General features: G+C 34.2%; 12 protein-coding genes. 7 read left to right on the top strand and 5 right to left on the bottom strand.

Annotated elements, in window-relative coordinates; all coding sequences use genetic code 11:
• The first annotated feature begins 89 nt into the window (after positions 1 to 89).
• The 6 genes from MKS83_RS17190 to MKS83_RS17165 all read left to right on the top strand — a co-directional run bounded on the left by MKS83_RS17190 (position 90) and on the right by MKS83_RS17165 (position 8,646).
• A complete protein-coding gene (locus MKS83_RS17190; protein ID WP_240580624.1) occupies positions 90 to 1,154 on the top strand; it encodes a hypothetical protein in 1,065 nt (354 codons plus the stop codon).
• A gap of 125 nt (positions 1,155 to 1,279) precedes the next feature.
• Positions 1,280 to 1,780 (top strand): DUF4280 domain-containing protein, encoded by a 501-nt coding sequence (locus MKS83_RS17185; protein WP_240580623.1) that lies wholly within the window; start codon positions 1,280 to 1,282, stop codon positions 1,778 to 1,780.
• Positions 1,781 to 1,797: 17 nt separating this feature from the next.
• Positions 1,798 to 4,020 (top strand): L,D-transpeptidase, encoded by a 2,223-nt coding sequence (locus MKS83_RS17180; RefSeq protein WP_240580622.1) that lies wholly within the window; start codon positions 1,798 to 1,800, stop codon positions 4,018 to 4,020.
• 1 nt (position 4,021) lies between these two features.
• Positions 4,022 to 5,056: an SH3 domain-containing protein gene (locus MKS83_RS17175; protein ID WP_240580621.1), complete on the top strand. Its 1,035-nt coding sequence runs from the start codon at positions 4,022 to 4,024 to the stop codon at positions 5,054 to 5,056.
• 121 nt (positions 5,057 to 5,177) lie between these two features.
• On the top strand, positions 5,178 to 6,119 hold the full coding sequence (locus MKS83_RS17170) for a hypothetical protein (RefSeq protein ID WP_240580620.1): 942 nt from the start codon (positions 5,178 to 5,180) through the stop codon (positions 6,117 to 6,119).
• 205 nt (positions 6,120 to 6,324) lie between these two features.
• Complete coding sequence (locus tag MKS83_RS17165) at positions 6,325 to 8,646, top strand: GAF domain-containing protein (RefSeq protein WP_240580619.1); 2,322 nt, start codon at positions 6,325 to 6,327, stop codon at positions 8,644 to 8,646.
• On the opposite strand, the gene MKS83_RS17160 is transcribed toward MKS83_RS17165, so the two are convergent.
• Complete coding sequence (locus MKS83_RS17160; RefSeq protein WP_240580618.1) at positions 8,636 to 9,550, bottom strand: bestrophin family protein; 915 nt, start codon at positions 9,548 to 9,550, stop codon at positions 8,636 to 8,638. The genes MKS83_RS17165 and MKS83_RS17160 overlap by 11 nt on opposite strands.
• 24 nt (positions 9,551 to 9,574) lie before the next feature.
• Positions 9,575 to 10,750 carry a Pycsar system effector family protein gene (locus tag MKS83_RS17155; RefSeq protein ID WP_240580617.1) on the bottom strand — a complete coding sequence of 392 codons (1,176 nt, stop codon included), beginning with the start codon at positions 10,748 to 10,750 and terminating at the stop codon, positions 9,575 to 9,577.
• A 26-nt stretch (positions 10,751 to 10,776) separates the two neighbouring features.
• Between MKS83_RS17155 and MKS83_RS17150 the strand changes: the two genes are divergently transcribed.
• Complete coding sequence (locus MKS83_RS17150) at positions 10,777 to 14,490, top strand: metallophosphoesterase (protein ID WP_240580616.1); 3,714 nt, start codon at positions 10,777 to 10,779, stop codon at positions 14,488 to 14,490.
• A 41-nt stretch (positions 14,491 to 14,531) separates the two neighbouring features.
• Here the strand turns inward: MKS83_RS17150 and MKS83_RS17145 are convergent, their stop codons facing one another.
• The 3 genes from MKS83_RS17145 to mazG are packed head-to-tail and all read right to left on the bottom strand — an operon-like array spanning position 14,532 to position 17,254.
• Positions 14,532 to 15,404 carry a hypothetical protein gene (locus MKS83_RS17145; protein ID WP_240580615.1) on the bottom strand — a complete coding sequence of 291 codons (873 nt, stop codon included), beginning with the start codon at positions 15,402 to 15,404 and terminating at the stop codon, positions 14,532 to 14,534.
• A gap of 2 nt (positions 15,405 to 15,406) precedes the next feature.
• A complete protein-coding gene (locus MKS83_RS17140) occupies positions 15,407 to 16,486 on the bottom strand; it encodes an FUSC family protein (RefSeq protein ID WP_240580614.1) in 1,080 nt (359 codons plus the stop codon).
• Positions 16,487 to 17,254 carry a nucleoside triphosphate pyrophosphohydrolase gene (mazG, locus tag MKS83_RS17135; RefSeq protein WP_240580613.1) on the bottom strand — a complete coding sequence of 256 codons (768 nt, stop codon included), beginning with the start codon at positions 17,252 to 17,254 and terminating at the stop codon, positions 16,487 to 16,489. It lies immediately after the preceding gene.
• Positions 17,255 to 17,393: the final 139 nt, after the last annotated feature.

Below are 17,393 nucleotides of genomic sequence, written 5' to 3'. Positions count from 1 at the left end.
TAAAAACCTTTCAATTTGTTTGAAAGGTTTTTTTGTTATTTTTTTATAAATTTCATTTTGAAAAGCTTTATTCTTTTAAATAAAACCAAATGATTACATATATAACGCTACAGGATGATACCTTAGAAAAAATTGCATCCGGTCTTAAAATCGAAAACCCAATATATCTCAGAGAATTCCACAATGCTCATTGTGCGAAACATGAACGGTTTTATACGGATTTAAAACCTGGACAATCTCTCCTGCTTCCATTTGGGAACGAAATTATAGAGCTCAACAAAAAGATTATTGAAAACGGAGATAGCTTATATTATCATCCTCCTCATGGAAAAATACCCTTTCAAATTCCTCTATTAAAAGGTAAATACAAGATCAATCACCAGAAGTTCCTGGGTGATGAACAATTAACAGATTATCAGTATCAGGTAGAACTTGCTTATATAAAATTGGAAAACAATTATCACGTTTTCAGCTTTCAAATGTCTGACTTTAAAAAAGAAGGAATAGAATCGGATACCAAAATGTCCAGTCTGGCAAAAGCATGTGTTGAAATTTTATATCCTTTACACATTAGTCTTAATGAAGAATTAGAAATTAAAGATATACACTTAACCAGTCCTGAAAATTTGATTAAAGATCACTTAGAGACCCTGAAAAGTTATTTTACAGATCAGTACTCCAATTCGTATATCAATCAAATGAAAAGGGTTGCAGAAAATAAAGAAGTTCTTTTAGAAAATCTCAAAAATACATTACCTGTCCATTTTCTGACGGGTGCTTTCTATAGAGCGACCTATGGTGACTGGACAGACTCACAAATCGATTATGATTTTATACCCTGGCTTACCAATGCCTCGCCTATTCGATTCGAAATCCAGAATACAATCCAGTCCAAAGAAAATAATACTGTTTTAAAAATTACCCAAAGTGGACGTTCATCGGATAATAGAAATATGGATCAGCTATATTCCAAGTCTTTTATTTTCGATGCAAAAGCTCCTTCAACAGAAAATGCTGTTGACTGCAGCCATATTGCAGAATACAGCTTTAACAGAACAGATTTATCTTTACAGAAAATAGAAGCCTCTTTCAATATATTTATTGACGATGTGACTGAAAAAGAAATCTTCAGTATGGAAAAACAGCAGAATTAATCAATATTATTTTTAAAATTGATAGTATTGATGAATAGTAAAGTTTTGAAAATGTAGTAATTCTACTACTTCTTTACGCTTATTTTTTTTATAGATTTATAGAACCAAATCAATATACACAAAATATGTCCGGTTCATCTCCACACGACGGAAAGCATTTCGTTGTACAAAAAGGGAAAGCCCAATGTAATCAGGGCAATCAATTTCCACAGTATAAAGTAACTTCTCACCAAAAACATTATTGGAACAATGAGAAGGGTGAAGCTGATTATTTAGCCGTTACAGAAGACGATGTACAGTTTACACCTCCGGGACCGAGCTTTGGGCAATGCAAATTAAAACCTTCATCAGGAGGATATCTTCCATGTGCATTTGCTCCTGCAGGAAAATGGCAGAAAACCTATGAGCAGGTAAAAATCATGGGCAAATCGTGTGTCACAGAACTCTCAGAACTTATGTGCACTACCGGCGGAAAAATTACAATAAAGGAACACGGGCAAACCGCCGCTATGAGTAATCAAAATGTTCAGAATGCAGACCCTCAGGAACAGCATAACATTAATCCTTTTGTGAATTTTAAAGAGTTCCAGAAGGAAAATAGTGATAATGAACTTGATGCAATTTAATCTCAAATTGTAATGTTATGTCAAAACAAGGTGTTTATAAAATTTCCGGGAATCCCCAACCCAAAATAGGAGAAACTGTAACCTATACCATTGATGAATGGTATCCGGCAACTCCTAAAGAAAAAAGAAATCCTGCATTGGTCACATGGCAGCTTTTTAAGAAAGCGGGTGGGAAATTTATCCCTACCAATATCAAAAAGAAAGGTGTCAGCAGTTTTACATTTCAAAATAATGCTTATCAGAATACCTACAGAATAGAAGCTTATCTTCATAAACCTGAAGGCAAGGCTCCAATGGCTCTTGAAGTACAGCCACAACCCGGCGATGTTCCAAGAATAAATGGCATCCAGTTAAAGTATGCTAATAATACTCCTGGAAATGTTTTCAATTTTACAGAAAAGCTTATTGCTGAAGCTCAATGTACAGGTTTAGAGGGAAAGTATCTTAAATTTACACTTTGGGAAGATGATGCTAAAAACAGTGGTCATAATGCCAAAAACTTACAGGTAGACAGTAAACCGGGAAAAGTAATAAATGGAGTAGCCAAATCAGAATTTACACTCACTTCAGCTTTGATGAAAAAAGCAATACAGGGTGAAACCGACGTAAAGCAACTGGAATTTTATGTCACCGTAGAATACTATGAAAATAAAAAGTATGCCTCAGAAAATGTAAACATCAATACTCCAAAAGAAATTTATCCTCCCGCCAAACCTCAACCCAAACCAGGTCTTCCAACTTCCCAACCTAAAGCTCCTGGTTCTCCGGCTGCCCAAAAAGGACAAAGCCAAAAAGAAAAAAACGGACTTATTGAAACCACTACAGAAGCTATTTCAGGAATTGTTTCAGAGATTGGAAAAAAAATTTATGATTGGGCGGAAGCGAAAGGAACAGTAAAAAAAGATCAAAAGCCCGCACCTCCTCCTCCATCAGAAAAAAGTCCTACGGTAGTAAATGCTGATACCAAAGCACCAAGCACTTGTATTTGCAAAGAACAATATAAAGATTTGATATGGGGAGGAAAAGTAAGCTGTGAGTTTAGAAAAAAAGTAGTTGAAATTGCCAAAAGGTTAGGAAAAGATCCCAATCTACTTATGGCCGGAATGGCACTAGAAACAGGAAAAAAGTTCTCTCCTACTGCCGGTAAGGGAACAAGCTATGTCGGACTGATACAATTTGGAGAATCTACAGCTAAATCTGTTGGTACTACCCAAGCAGAATTACTGAAGATGACAGCCATTCAACAGTTAGATTATGTAGAAAAGTATCTGGCGAAGAAAAAAGATAAAATAAACGCTCTTACAGATTTTTATTTATCTATCCTAATGCCAGTTGATGTAGGTAAAGGAAATCAACCTAATCATATAGTCTTTGATAACAAATATCCTCTTGCATATACCAAAAGTGGAAACCTAACTGATTTAAGCAAGTCAAGACATTATGGATATCGTCAAAATCCTGCATTCTATTTTGAAGGAAAAATTCATAAAAATATTAAAATAAAAAGAAGTAATGGGAAAACCGAAACTTTCCAAGAATTGTATGATGAAAAGAAAATATGGTTCGAAAATGGAGAGAAGCAATATGATGGAGAAGGGAAAACTTATATTTGGGAAATAGAAAAAAGTATTTCAAAATTTTATGAAGAAGGAAAGCAAAATAAAGTGAAATTTTTCGAGTGTAATAAAAGTGAACCTGCCACTACCCAACCTACTTTGGACAAAGGTACATGGAACGTCATAATCACAGAGAAATATACAGGAAGTAAATGTACCCACATAGAAAGAACTGAAGTTAGAAAAAATTGTAGAAGGGGAAAAATTGAAGTGTACGATCATAACCAAAAAATTGTCTTAACTTTTAACGACTGTTTATTGGAGGGAATTGCCGGTGAAGATCACATGAAAACCAATTCGGATGTTCCTTTTGGAGAGTTTCAGATCAATCAGAGCACTCCTTTTTATCAATCCAACAAAGAGAATAGAAAATCATATGGCCCCAATCCGAGACTTGTTTTTGAGCCTATCGCCGGAAACAAAGATGAAGCAGCAAAAAGTGGAAGATCTGCCATAAGAATTCACGGAGGACGCCAAGAAGGATATGAAGTTAAAACATTAAAAAGAACCCAAGGGTGTATAAGAGTTTGGGATGATGATGCAAAAGCTCTCTATGATTGGTGGGTAGATTTTAAGAAAAATAATCCCAATGTGAAGCCCGGTAAAGTAACTATAAAAAAATAATATGAAAAGTTTTATTAAATTTTTTCTTATCCTTTTTTTGCCTTTAATGATAAGTTGTAAGGACAAAATATCTGAAACATCAAAAAATACAACAGCTCCAATGAATATAAATGACAAATTAAAAGATGGAATCAATGTTTCCAATTCCTTTATTGAAGATTTAGATTTTAATAAATACAAGTATAACGGAGAATATATAGAACAAATAGAAGTCAGTTCTTTAGAAGACCAGTCCTTCAGAAATAGCTTTTTTCAATTTTTAGCCAGTAGAAATTTTGATCAGGGTCAATATGAACAGGTGTTTTTTATCAAGTTGTTACTCGTTCGGATACAACAATTGGATGATATAAGATCTTATTATTTTTTATCACTTATTTTTAAAGATCAGAACTTAGGATATTACCTTGAAGATTATGAACTTGATTTATTTCAGTTATTTCTCTATAAACCTTCTTATTTTATTATAGGAGAATATAAATACAAGCAAAATAAACTCGTTGATTATATCAACCAAAATCTTCCGCTGGCATTTCTGACCAATAAAGACTATTTTGATAAGAATATTGTAGATATTGATTTTCAAAAAGATGCCCTATTAATCAGTGAGGATGTTGTCAATAAATTCTCGATTCCAGACTTGAAAAAACGAATTGAGCAATGTGAAAAAATTGAAGCCATTTTTTCTCCATCTTATGATACTGGCTGGAAAAATAAAACAACAATGTATTATAATCTATACAGATATATCGATGATAATATTTTGAATAAACTTGATAAAAATGAACTATCCCTTTACAATATAAAATATAGACCGTTTTTTAAATCTTATATCATTAAAGGTGAAAATACAGAATATTTTATTCACGACAATGATGGGTATACCAACCTAAGGAAAGATAAAAATACATCTTCTGAAGTTTTAGAAAAAATAAACTCAGGAGAGCAAATAGAAGTTTTAGATCAATCTGGAGATTGGTGGCTTATTAAAACGAAAAATGGGAAGCAGGGTTATGTACATAAAAGTAGGATAAAATAGCTATAATATTATTTACATTTATGATCAGGCAATATTTTACTTTAGGAAATTCATTATATTTTTTAGTCAATCCCGAGAAAAATTAAATGCTTACAAAAAATTGAAATAATTATCCTAAACCTTGAAAAATATCTTACAACAATTTTTACTTCTAGTTATTTTTTCTACATTCTTCTATACAGGATGTAAGAAAGATAATAAGGTTAAAACTTCTATAAAAAAAGAAGAAAACAAAAACAATGAAATTAAAAATGCTAATGATCCGGTAATCGAATTCTTAAACAAAAAATACCAAGATCCGAAACCCATAATTCAGGACGCTCCAAATCCTTTTCCTACCTATACTTTTTCTGACAAAAAGCTTGGTGGTTTTTCAATTGATTACATTGGAAAAGCTAATGCTATTCAGTATTTCTGGAATGTGAAAAATGAAAATGGCTACTTTTCTAAATATCCCAATCCAGAAGATGCAGCTTATCAATCAGACAATATAAAAAAATTATTAAATACTAACGATTACTATATTATTGCTTCCTACCTTCCAAGCAAATATATTTCTTATATAGATAAAGAGTCTGACGAGTTTGACCTTAAGCCTGGTGCAAAAACTTCTTTTTATTTATATGAAAATGCTACATGGAGACTAATTAATGAAACAGAAACATCGAAAATTCCGGAAGATGTATTGGCTTTTGAAGTTGGTTTAATTCAGAAAGATAAATTCAACAGTATAAATAATAGTACTGAAAATTATGATGGTGCTCACTCTGTTTCAGTAGAAACAGAAGCTAACACGACCGGAATGGCATCTATTTCTTACAATTTTAATATAAAAAAGGGAGCAACCAATCTCTCATTAACGACCTATCATGAATCGAATTTATGTGACGGGAAATATTTTGCAATTGAAAAAAATAATATGCTAGAAGTATATTATGCTGATGATCAACTGTCCTGCATTTCAATAGATCCAAAATTTCACATTAAAAAAGAAGGTAAAAAGTTCTATATAAAAGGAGTTGGAGGAGAAGCTACATACAATCAGTGGATAATAATGAAATAAAGAATATTCACCGGCTTAAAGTAAAAGTTTAATAGCACAAGATCTCCTTTTTAATTATCACAATAACAATAGTCTTCATTTTTTATTGAACATATAAAACGTGATTTCATTTAATTTCAGATACATTCGTAAATCTCACATTTCTCTGGCTTTTCATCCCTGAAAAAATCTATTTTTTTCATAACTTTACTCTAAATTTCAGTTGTTGGCAAATCTTTATAAAAAAGACGCTCCATTTCAGGTTTACATATCATTCAAAAAGTATTTGGATGTGTTGGAACATATCCGTTATAATGACAGGTTAGAGTATCGTGCCAATTATGCCGAATCCCTAATCGAGAAGACCAACAATTTTCAGGAGCTGAAAAATGGCTTTCAGGATGTGTCATTACTAGACAAATATGAGGATATTATCAAGCTTTTACTAGCCGACCTGTTTCCTACCGGTTTAACGAATAATGAAATAAAAGCGGCAAGTATTCCGCTTTCCAATATTACGTTCAATTATACCGAGCGATTCAAAAATATTCTGAAAGAAGCAGGAAAAGATTTTGAAATTGAGCTCAGAAACATTGATGATGATGAGTTTTATGTTTTCTGCTGCTGTCTCATCTTACAGACCTATTTCAAAAGAGATATCAAGTCCACACTACCCTTTTATTATGATATTCCCAATAAACAGGGAATCATGAAACATTATAAAATTACGGTAAATTCCGATTTTTCGGAGGTTTATCCTACTCCTGATGCTCCAATTCCCCCGGATGCTGTTATAGATATGCTTTTGGAAAATCTGGATGATACTGCATTATGGAAAAAATATTTCCCTTCAAAATCATGGATATTAAGTGGGTTTACCATTATTTCTCTGGTAGACTGCACTTCAGAAGTGGCGTTATCGGATTTAAAATCAACCATGATTAAAATTGATCCGGAGAATCTTGTTCCTGATGAAAATCTGAAGGAAATTTTCAAATCTTATTTTGATGTTTCTGAGCTTAATTTCGGGTTAATGCTTTTCAACAAAAAAGAAAAAAGACTGGAAAATGTTCCGATCTATGAGAACGTCTTTACCAATCACATTCTCGATTTCTGGATCAATACTTTTGATCAGGAGGTTAGGGAAAGTACGTTCAATAATCTGAGTCATAATTCCAAACCTGTTGTTATTTCAAATGTTGACCATTTAGATCATGAAATAAAAAAACTCCCTTCCTTTAGTATTTTAAAAAATAATAATATCAACAGCTTCATGGTAATCCCTATCATGAAAGACAATGAACTTCTTGCAATTATGGAGTTTACTTCTCCTATAGCATACAGTTTCAACGGACTGAAGCTCAAAAAGCTTGAATTCTTTGCGGATATGATTCTTTTTTCTTTAAGCAGGTTTACTTTTGAAAGAAATAACCAGATTGAAGCCATTATTCAAAGAGAATATACTACAATCCATGATAGTGTAGTATGGAAATTCAGAAACGAGGCCGAAAAGTATTACAATGCCTTTTTAGGCCGGAAAATGTATACATTGAAGCAGATTTCGTTTAAAAATCTGACTCCGCTTTTTGGTTTTTCTGATATCCGTTCTTCGTCTGAAAAGCGTTATAATTTAATACTTGAAGATCTAAATGAACAGATAGAAAGTCTTCATGATCTTTTTTCGCTCATCAACTCAGATTCAGAAAAATATTTACTGGCATTAGATATTTTTGAAAACGAACTGAACAATGACATCAAAGCAGATACGGAGCAGCGTTTTCAAAGACTTTTAAGAGATGAAATCCATCCTTTTTTACAGGGAAAACTGGAAATAAAAGGTACTAAAGAAATAAAATCCAAAATTAAAGACTATTTCTCAAAAGTATTCGTTCAAAATCATCTTTTCTATAATCGCAGAAAAAATCTGGATGAATCCATCACATTGGTCAACAGAAAACTGGCAGATATTCTGGATGAAAACCAAATTAAGGCACAACAGATATTTCCTCATTACTACGAAAGATTTAAGTCTGATGGCGTTGAACATAACTTATATATTGGCAATACAATTGCTCCTGAACTTCATTATACCTCAAAAGTAGTCCACAGATTGAGATACTGGCAATTGAAGACCGTTTGTACGCTGGAACAGGAGTTTCAAAACTTCAAAACAAACCTGCCCGTTCCTTTGGATATAGCCTCTTTAATATTTGTGTATAACGAGAAAGTTGATATCCGTTTCAGAATGGATGAAAAACGTTTTGATATAGATGGTGCTTATAATTCGTATTATGAGATCGTTAAAAAGCGTTTGGATAAAGCTCATATCAAAGATTCCACCGAAAGGATTACTTGCCCGGGGAAAGTTACCATAGTCTATTTCGGAATGGAAAATCAAAAAGAATATTTGGATTACATCAGTAAATTACAGAAAAAAAATGTTCTTCACCATGATGTAGAATTTTTAAAAGTGGAAGATTTACAAGGAATTACAGGGCTTTTAGCATTAAGGGTTTCTATTCTTACCCAAAACATGATTAATCAATAAAATAGGAATCTGCTACCTTAAGCTCCTCTTGTGGAATTTCTGCCTGCTCAAAAATAGAAAACTCAATTGTTCTGCAAATAGTATTCAGGGCAAGGTCATTTTCTTCTTCACCAAAAGGTTCTGCAATTTCCTGAATAATCGCATCTAATGCGATAAAGGTATAACTTATCAAGCCAACAATCAGAGGCATCATCCAGCCCAATGTGTCAACCAATCCAAAAGGAAGCCAAAAACAGTAAAAATATACGGTACGATGCAGTAAAACACTATACGCAAAGGGTAATGGTGTATTATAAATTCTTTCACAACCTCCGGAAATACTCGAAAATTGATTCAACTGATGATCTAGCTGCGTTAAAACAATGGTATCAATATTTCCTTTTCTGTTCTGCTCTTTGATCCAGTCTGCAATAAACCCTAAAATAATACCGGGAATAAATTTTTTCCCATTCAGCTTTTCTACCTGCTCCGGAGAAAGCAGCCTCGAAAGATGCTCTGTCCCTGGTTTATTTCTTAACTGATAATTTAAAGACCAGCAAAAAGCAGAAATCATTCTTACAATTTTTTGTTTTTCCTCATTTTGTGGTCCATCTACCAAAGAGAAAATTTGACGGGTTAAAGACCGGGTTTCAATCACCAACAATCCCCAAAGTTTTCTTCCTTCCCAGTAACGGTCATAGCTTGCTGTGTTGCAAAATCCCATAAAGATAGCAAGAGCCAGCCCGATCAAAGTAAAAATTGTCGGATTCAGATGAACTTTATAATCAAAAATTTTTCCTTTGAAAAAATAGATGGCCAAAGAAAACAACGTGATGGTAAAAAGCTGAACAATAATTTTCTTTAATACAGAACCTCTCCATATAAAAAGCATTTTCAGCCAGTTGGTACGCTGTCTTACAATCATCAGTTTTTAAATTTAAAATAATAATTACAGTGAAAGAAAAGCATATCCGAAAGATAATACGGAAATGATAATTCCTGCCATAAAGATTTTATAGGTTATAGACAAAAGCCTGTATTTTCGGTCAAGTACTTTCCCCAGATAATATAAATCTTTTACCATCGAATCGTAAATGTAATCACGATCTTTGATCAAAATGTTCATCGCGCTCTGGTAATCATCGAAAATCATTCTATTAAAGTTACCAAAGAATAAAAGATTTACTTTTCGGTCTGCAACATCCTGCATGGTGAATCTTGCCTGCGTAACATTGGGCTTTGTAGATAAAATAGCAAATATAATCGTTAAAACAGCCGATAACAAAAGGATAAAGCTCGGAATGATCAAATGTGAGTTTTTAGGAGTATCCAGTTTGGGAACCAGTACAGAAAGACAAACCGAAATAATGATCGCATTTACAGACAATAAGATATTCGCTTTGCTGTCCGCAATATCACTCAGCCTTGTATGATTGCTCAAAGTTACTCTGAACAAAGTATCCACACTTCTGTCAGATTTAGGCTCTTTTTCTTTTTTATTTTCAGAACTCTCTTTTTTATTTTCCTTTCCTTCTTCTTTCTCCAACTTTTTCTCAATTTTCTTGATATTCTTCTCTTTTAAAGGCTGCCAAGCAGTTTTTGCATAGTCGGTATAGAATTTATGTTTATTCTTCAGCATTTCAAGATTTCCTGCATTCCATTCATCATTGGAAAAACATCTCACATTGGTAAGCTCCCATTCTTTTCTTAATGCATCAGAAATATCGTTATAATCGTGGCTTGCAAAATGGCTGCAATCCGAATCTTTTACAATTTGTTCCAGCAGATTCTGAGGTTCATACGTAATCTTGGTCGCTAAAATAAGCTTGGCAACATCCTCAATATAGTTTTCAGGATAATTTTCTTTTTTCAAAAAGTCTTTCATAATCTCGACTCCTTTTTCTTCATGGTTCTGTGCACATTCTATGTACCCCGTATCATGAAACCAAAGAGCAAGCAAAACTTTCTCCTGATCCTGTTCTGAAACCGGAGTATGCTTTAAGATTTCTTCGGCCTTGTTGACCGTATAGGTAGTATGAATAAAATTATGATAAAAATATACCGAAGATAACTTATCTTTGAATAAGATTTCAACATAATCTTTGGCTTTTTGTAAAATGCTCATCACTGAAATTTTGTTATTGTAAATTTATGAATTTATCCTTTAAAACTCATCTAAAAAATACGTCCGTTGTCGTAAGAACGGTATTATCTGCAGGAGTACTCTATTCCTGCGCAACATATAACGTAAAAAAGGGTAAAAACTTATCTGAAATAAAACATTCTGATCATACAGCTGAAAATGATTTCAAAATTTTCCTGATAGGTGACGCAGGAAATGCTGATGAACCTCAGGCTCAGCAGACATTGGGCTTATTAAAATCAAAACTGGATTCTGCCGATAAAAATTCGATGCTTATTTTTCTGGGAGATAATATTTATCCTAGCGGAATGCCCAAAGAATCTGATAAAGATTACGCACTCGCAAAACAAAAACTGGACAATCAATTGAACATTACCAAAAATTTCAAAGGAAAAACATTGGTAATTCCAGGAAATCATGATTGGTATAATGGCCTTGATGGATTAAAAGCTCAGGAAGAGCTTGTAAAAAATTATTTTAATGATAAAAAAGCATTCCTACCCAAAAATTCCTGTCCTCTGGATGATATCAGCCTGACAAAAGATATTAAATTAATTGTAATCGATACAGAATGGGTACTGGCCAACTGGGACAATTATCCCGGAATCAATAAAAACTGCGACATTAAAACCCGAGAAGATCTTTTCACTGAATTTAAAGACCTTGTTAATAAAAATCAGGATAAAAGAATTATTGTTGCGCTGCATCATCCTGTGATCAGCAGCGGAACTCATGCAGGATATAACTCTGCTGCTTCTCATCTTTTTCCTTTAAACTCAAAAATTCCTCTTCCCGGAATTGCAAGCATCATCAATATTTTAAGAAGCTCTTCCGGAGCCAACCCGGAAGATATCAACAACCAGCATTACGCTGATTTAGCCAACCGATTAAAAAGTATTGTTCAGGAAAAGGAAAATATCATTTTTGTTTCGGGGCATGATCATAATCTTCAATATCATGAAGAGAGAAACATCCGGCAGATCGTCAGTGGGGCTGGTTCAAAAGTAGATCCTGTAACAATCGGTTCAAGAACAGATTTTTCCTATGGAGGAAGTGGTTTTGCCATATTGAATATCAGAAAAGATCAGAGTTCGGATATCGAATATTTTTCAACAAAAGATAATACGCTGCAAAAACTTACCCATGTTCAGGTGATTGAAAAACCTAAAGAATTTATCAATAATTACCCTAACTCATTTCCTTCTACCGTCACTTCTACCATTTATCCTAAAAAATTAACACAAAAGGGACCGATTTACAGATGGCTTTGGGGTGAACATTACAGAAAATATTACGGAATACCGATTGAAGCTCCTACGGCAAATATTTCAACGCTTGACGGAGGATATACACCTTTCAGGGAAGGAGGCGGAAACCAGTCGAACAGTTTGCGCCTAAAAGCTCAGGATGGGCAGGAATTTGTAATGAGAGGCGTTAAAAAAAGTGCTGTCCGTTTTCTGAATAATATGGCTTTCAAGAAAAGCACTTTCGGAAACGAACTGAACAACACTTTCCCGGATAAATTCTTACTGGATTTTTATACGACCAATCATCCTTTCACGCCTTTTTCAGTAGGAAATCTTGCTGAGAAGCTTGATATTCCCCATTCCAATCCAAGATTATATTATATCCCTAAACAACAGGCTTTAGGTGAATATAATCAGTCGTATGGTGATGAAATGTATATGATTGAAGAACGTTTTTCTTCAGATGCGAAAACACTGGCTTCACTGGATAATGCAAAAGACATTCTTTCTACGGATGATGTGCTTAAAAATTTAAATAAAAACTACAAATATTCAATTGATAAGGAATCTTACATCCGTGCAAGAATCTTTGATATGCTGATCGGTGACTGGGACAGACATTCCGATCAATGGAAATGGGCGGAATATGAAAACGGCGACAAAGTTATTTACAAACCGATTCCGAGAGACAGAGATCAGGCTTTCAGTAAATATGACGGAGCAGCTTTCAAAATCATCATGAACATTCCGGCGATCCGACATATGAAAACTTTTAAAGAAGATATTAAAAATGTAAAATGGATGAATATGGAACCTTATCCGTTAGATTTAATATTCTTAAAAGGAGCAACTCAGGAAGACTGGATTTCTCAGGCCAAATACATTCAGGAACATCTTACGGATAAAAATATTGACGAAGCATTTACCAATATTCCCAAAGAGGTACAGGATGAAACGCTTGCAGATATACAGCGAAAATTAAAATCCAGAAAAACAAAACTGCAGGATTATGCGGTTCAATATTATAACGTTTTACAGGAAAAAGTACCATTAGCCGGAACCGTAAATCCTGACAAATTTGTCATTACCAAAACTGGAAACTCAGTTCTTGTACAGCAGTATAAGCTTGATAAGAATAAAGAAAACCCGGAACTTGTTTTCGAAAAAACGTATGACGATTCAAAAACCAAAGAACTTTGGATCTATGGGCTGGAAGATGATGACATTTATGAAGTTTCGGGAGATGGTCGCCCAAAGATAAACATCAGATTAATAGGAGGTTATAATCATGACACGTATACTGTTGCCAACGGAAGCAAAGTAAAGATATACGATTTCAAATCACAGAAAAATACTTATAACGGTGAAGGAACAAAGAAAATTTCTGATGATTATGATATTAATACTTATAATTATAAGCATCCGAAATACAATTTTGTAGCTGGTTATCCTAATGCTGATTATAATCCTGATGACGGAGTGATCATTGGTGCATTAGTCAATTATACCGTTAATAACTTCATTCGTGATCCTTACACACAAAAGCACAGCTTAAAAGCCAACTTTTATACTGCTACAGCCGGCTTTAATCTCGCTTATAAAGGAATTTTCAAAAAAACAATCGCCGGATGGGATTTTAATATTGATGCATTGTACACCACTCCCCGATTCTCTGAAAACTTTTTCGGGTTATCCAATGAAAGTGAATATGATAAAGAAAGTACAGACCGGAAGTATAACAGAGCGAGAATCTCAAAACTCAATTTTGCTCCGTCTATTTCTAAAAAAAGCTGGATGAATCTGCAACATCAGTTTCAGCTTACGTTTGAAAACAATAAGGTGCAGAGAAAAGGCAATCGTTTTGTAGACGTTTCTCCGGATGTTAACCAGGAGGTGTTCAATAGCCAGCAATTTGCCGGAGCTAATTATACATTCAGCTACAAAAATTTAGACAATACAGCTTTTCCTACTCTAGGAATGGAGCTTGTTGTGAATGCAGACTGGAAAACCAATCTTTCAAATATTGACAAAAATTTCCTTATTCTCAACGGTTCACTTTCTATTGATCACAGACTTGATAAAAGAGGAAACTTCGTACTGGCGAATTCCACCAATGCCATGTGGATCAACAATAACAACTTTGAATTCTATCAGGCCGCAAGTATCGGTGGCAACAACGGAATGAGAGCTTTCAGAAATGACCGGTTTTCAGGACGATCCTATTTTACCAACAACTCTGAAATCCGATGGGATTTTGGGAGGGTAAGAAACCCTATTGTTCCTGCAAACATGGGAATTCTGATAGGATATGACATCGGTAGAGTCTGGAATGATCATGAAGATTCAAGGAAATGGCACCAGTCTATTGGTGGCGGTTTCTGGATGAGCATTGTAGAAACATTTTCTGCAAGATTGAATTATTTCACAGGTTCCGATGGCGGAAGAATTTCCGGAGGAATAGGTATGACTTTTTAAAACATAAAAAATCCGCAGAGAATTTCTGCGGATTTATTTTTTTATCTCAAATTGAATTTATAAATATTCCCTCCCGTATCTTTATCTTTTTCATCAGCAATCAGCAGGGTTTTGTCATCCAGAAAAACAACTGCTTCTTTTTGAGAATTATGATTCAATGAAATTTTCTGAATTTTAGCTGTACTGAAATCGTTTGCTGTAAATCCAGAAAGTACATGAATATTTTTATGGTTTAATAAGACTATTTTATCTTTTGTGCTGTTGATAGTGGCGGAAGTGATCGCTGCATCACTGTATTTGCCGTTTAGCTTCAACTTTCCTATCAACATCGCTTCAAAATCGCCTTCTTTATTAGGAATCTTGAAAACCAGAAAAGTCCCGTCAAAACCTTTGCTTCTGTTTTTTGTAAAGAGATAGAAGTTTCCATCCATTTCCACAAAAGCTTCACAATCATACAGCCAATTCGATTTCTTTGGCGGAAACTCTGTCTGACCTTCGTAATGAAATTTTGTAGTCTGAATAACTTTTGTCGTTGCCTGAGATGGAGTCTTCAAGTCTAATTTTAAAATAGAGAGATTCTGCCGATTATTATCATTATTTCCAAAATCACCTAAATAGATATTTCCCTGGGTATCTTTTGTAATATCTTCCCAATCATTGTTTTCAGCATTTTCCACTAGAACATCCTTCAGAAGATTTCCCTGCATATCCAATCCGTACACAACATTTTTATTCCCTTGATCTTCTATGGCCCAAATTGTTTTTTTGTCTTGGGATAAAGCAATTCCCGAAACTTCTTTCAGTTTTTTAGGCAGAGAAAACTCTACTTGCAACTCATCCGTCTTAGGCGAATCCTGAGCTTTTGGGTTACAGCTCCACAACAAAAGTGCCGATACAACAACAATACGTAACATATCTATTTTTTTAATTTTTTAAACTGGAAATAAGAAAATCTGATATTTTTCTCTAAATTATTAATAATCTGCTGATGGTGCAGAAAAAAACCTGCAGCCAAACCGATTAAGCTTCCTATAACGGTATCTATCAGTCTTGCATGCATCAGCTTTTCAAGATCATGGTGAATCTCACTTCCTGTTTCCGCCAGAAGAATCGTTAATGGGGTAATAAAAATGACCGCAAAACCATAATTTCTTACAATTAATAATTCAATAATGAACTGTAAAACCATTATAATAATGATCATTACGATCTTTTCGGGATCAAACAAAAGAATCAGCCAGGCCAAACCAATCCCGATGAAAGTTCCTAAAATCCTGTGCATATTCCTTTGCCGGACATGTTCAAAGTTCCTTCCTTGAATAATCGCTACTGCAGCGATAGAAATCCAATAGGTATTTTCAAATTTTAAAAGATGCCCAATAATTAAAGTCGAAGCCATGAAAAATCCGATGATGGCACTCTCCACAAATTTGGTATATCTTCTTTTCTTGAATGCTCTTCTGGAAACCGTAACTACATTACTTTTTTCAATAAAAACCGAATATAAAAAAGCTAATGAACATGATAAAGTTGCTCCCATCGCAACAAGTCCCACTCTGGTTGGAATAAAGTTCAAATCAAATTTATAGGTACTTGCCATCGCAGCAACCATAATGAAGAAAAAGTTTCCAGGTGGAGGAATTTTAAAATAAGATGAAATAAAATGGGCCAAAAACGAAACAATCCCCAATGACAATGCGGCAAAATAAGCATTAAAGCTGAAAAAAGAACTTACCGTAAAGGAAAATACAATTCCGAATGCACAAACGACCAAATGGATCATTCTCTGCGTCATCGGAGCCGAAGTAAAATATAAGATCGTTAGTGCTCCCAAACTGGAGAGCGCTCCATAATTTGGCTTTCCTAAAAAATATCCGATAAGCAAGCAACTTCCAATGCACAAGGCTGCAAGAAAAGGAAAATGCCATTTCCTTTCCGTTTCTTTGAATTCCAACAAGTATTGAAATCGATGATGTATCGGATTTTGTACCTTCATTTATTGCAAAAGTTTAGCTTTTTCCCAAAGAAGATCCATTTCTTCCAAGGTCATATCTGCAAGTTTTAGGCCTTCTTCAGCCGCTAAGTTTTCCATTTTCTGGAATCTTGAGATGAATTTTAAATTGGTTCTTTCTAATGCCGAATCCGGGTTGATACCGGAAATTCTTGCGTAATTGATCAATGAAAAAAATACATCTCCCAACTCCTGCTCTTTTTTATCAAGATCTGTTTCCGCATGAAACTCCTGAATTTCTTCATCCACCTTTTTCCAGGCATCTTCCGCATCGTGAAACTCAAAACCTATTCCTTTTACCTTATCCTGAATTCTATACGCTTTTACCAAACTAGGCAGACTTTTAGGAACTCCTCCCAAAATAGATTTGTTGCCCTCTTTCAGTTTTAATTTTTCCCAGTTCTGTTTCACTTCTTCTTCATCTTTTACTTCTATATCTCCATAAATATGAGGATGGCGGAAAATCAGCTTTTCATTCAGTGAATTAATGACATCTGCAATATCAAAACTTTCTTTTTCCGAACCGATTTTAGCATAAAAAACCAAATGCAGCAGAACATCTCCAAGCTCCTTTTTTATTTCCTGCAGATCTTCCTGCAAGATCGCATCTGAAAGTTCATAGGTTTCTTCCAAAGTCAGATGACGGAGTGATTGTAAAGTCTGCTTCTGATCCCACGGACATTTTTCACGCAAGTCATCCATAATATCTAATAATCTTCCGAAAGCTTCCAGTTTTTCCTGTTTGGTATTCATAGTTTGAGAATTCAAAGTGATACAAATTTAAGGATTGTTTCTGTCATTCTGAATGCAGCGACGCGAAATGAAGAATCTCTTTCCAACATAATAGATTCTTCCTTCGTCAGAATGACACAACTAACCGTTATAACAATAT

Source organism: Chryseobacterium sp. Y16C (assembly GCF_022488405.1).
Lineage (GTDB): Bacteria > Bacteroidota > Bacteroidia > Flavobacteriales > Weeksellaceae > Chryseobacterium > Chryseobacterium geocarposphaerae.
This window is presented reverse-complemented; position numbering and strand designations above follow the sequence as displayed.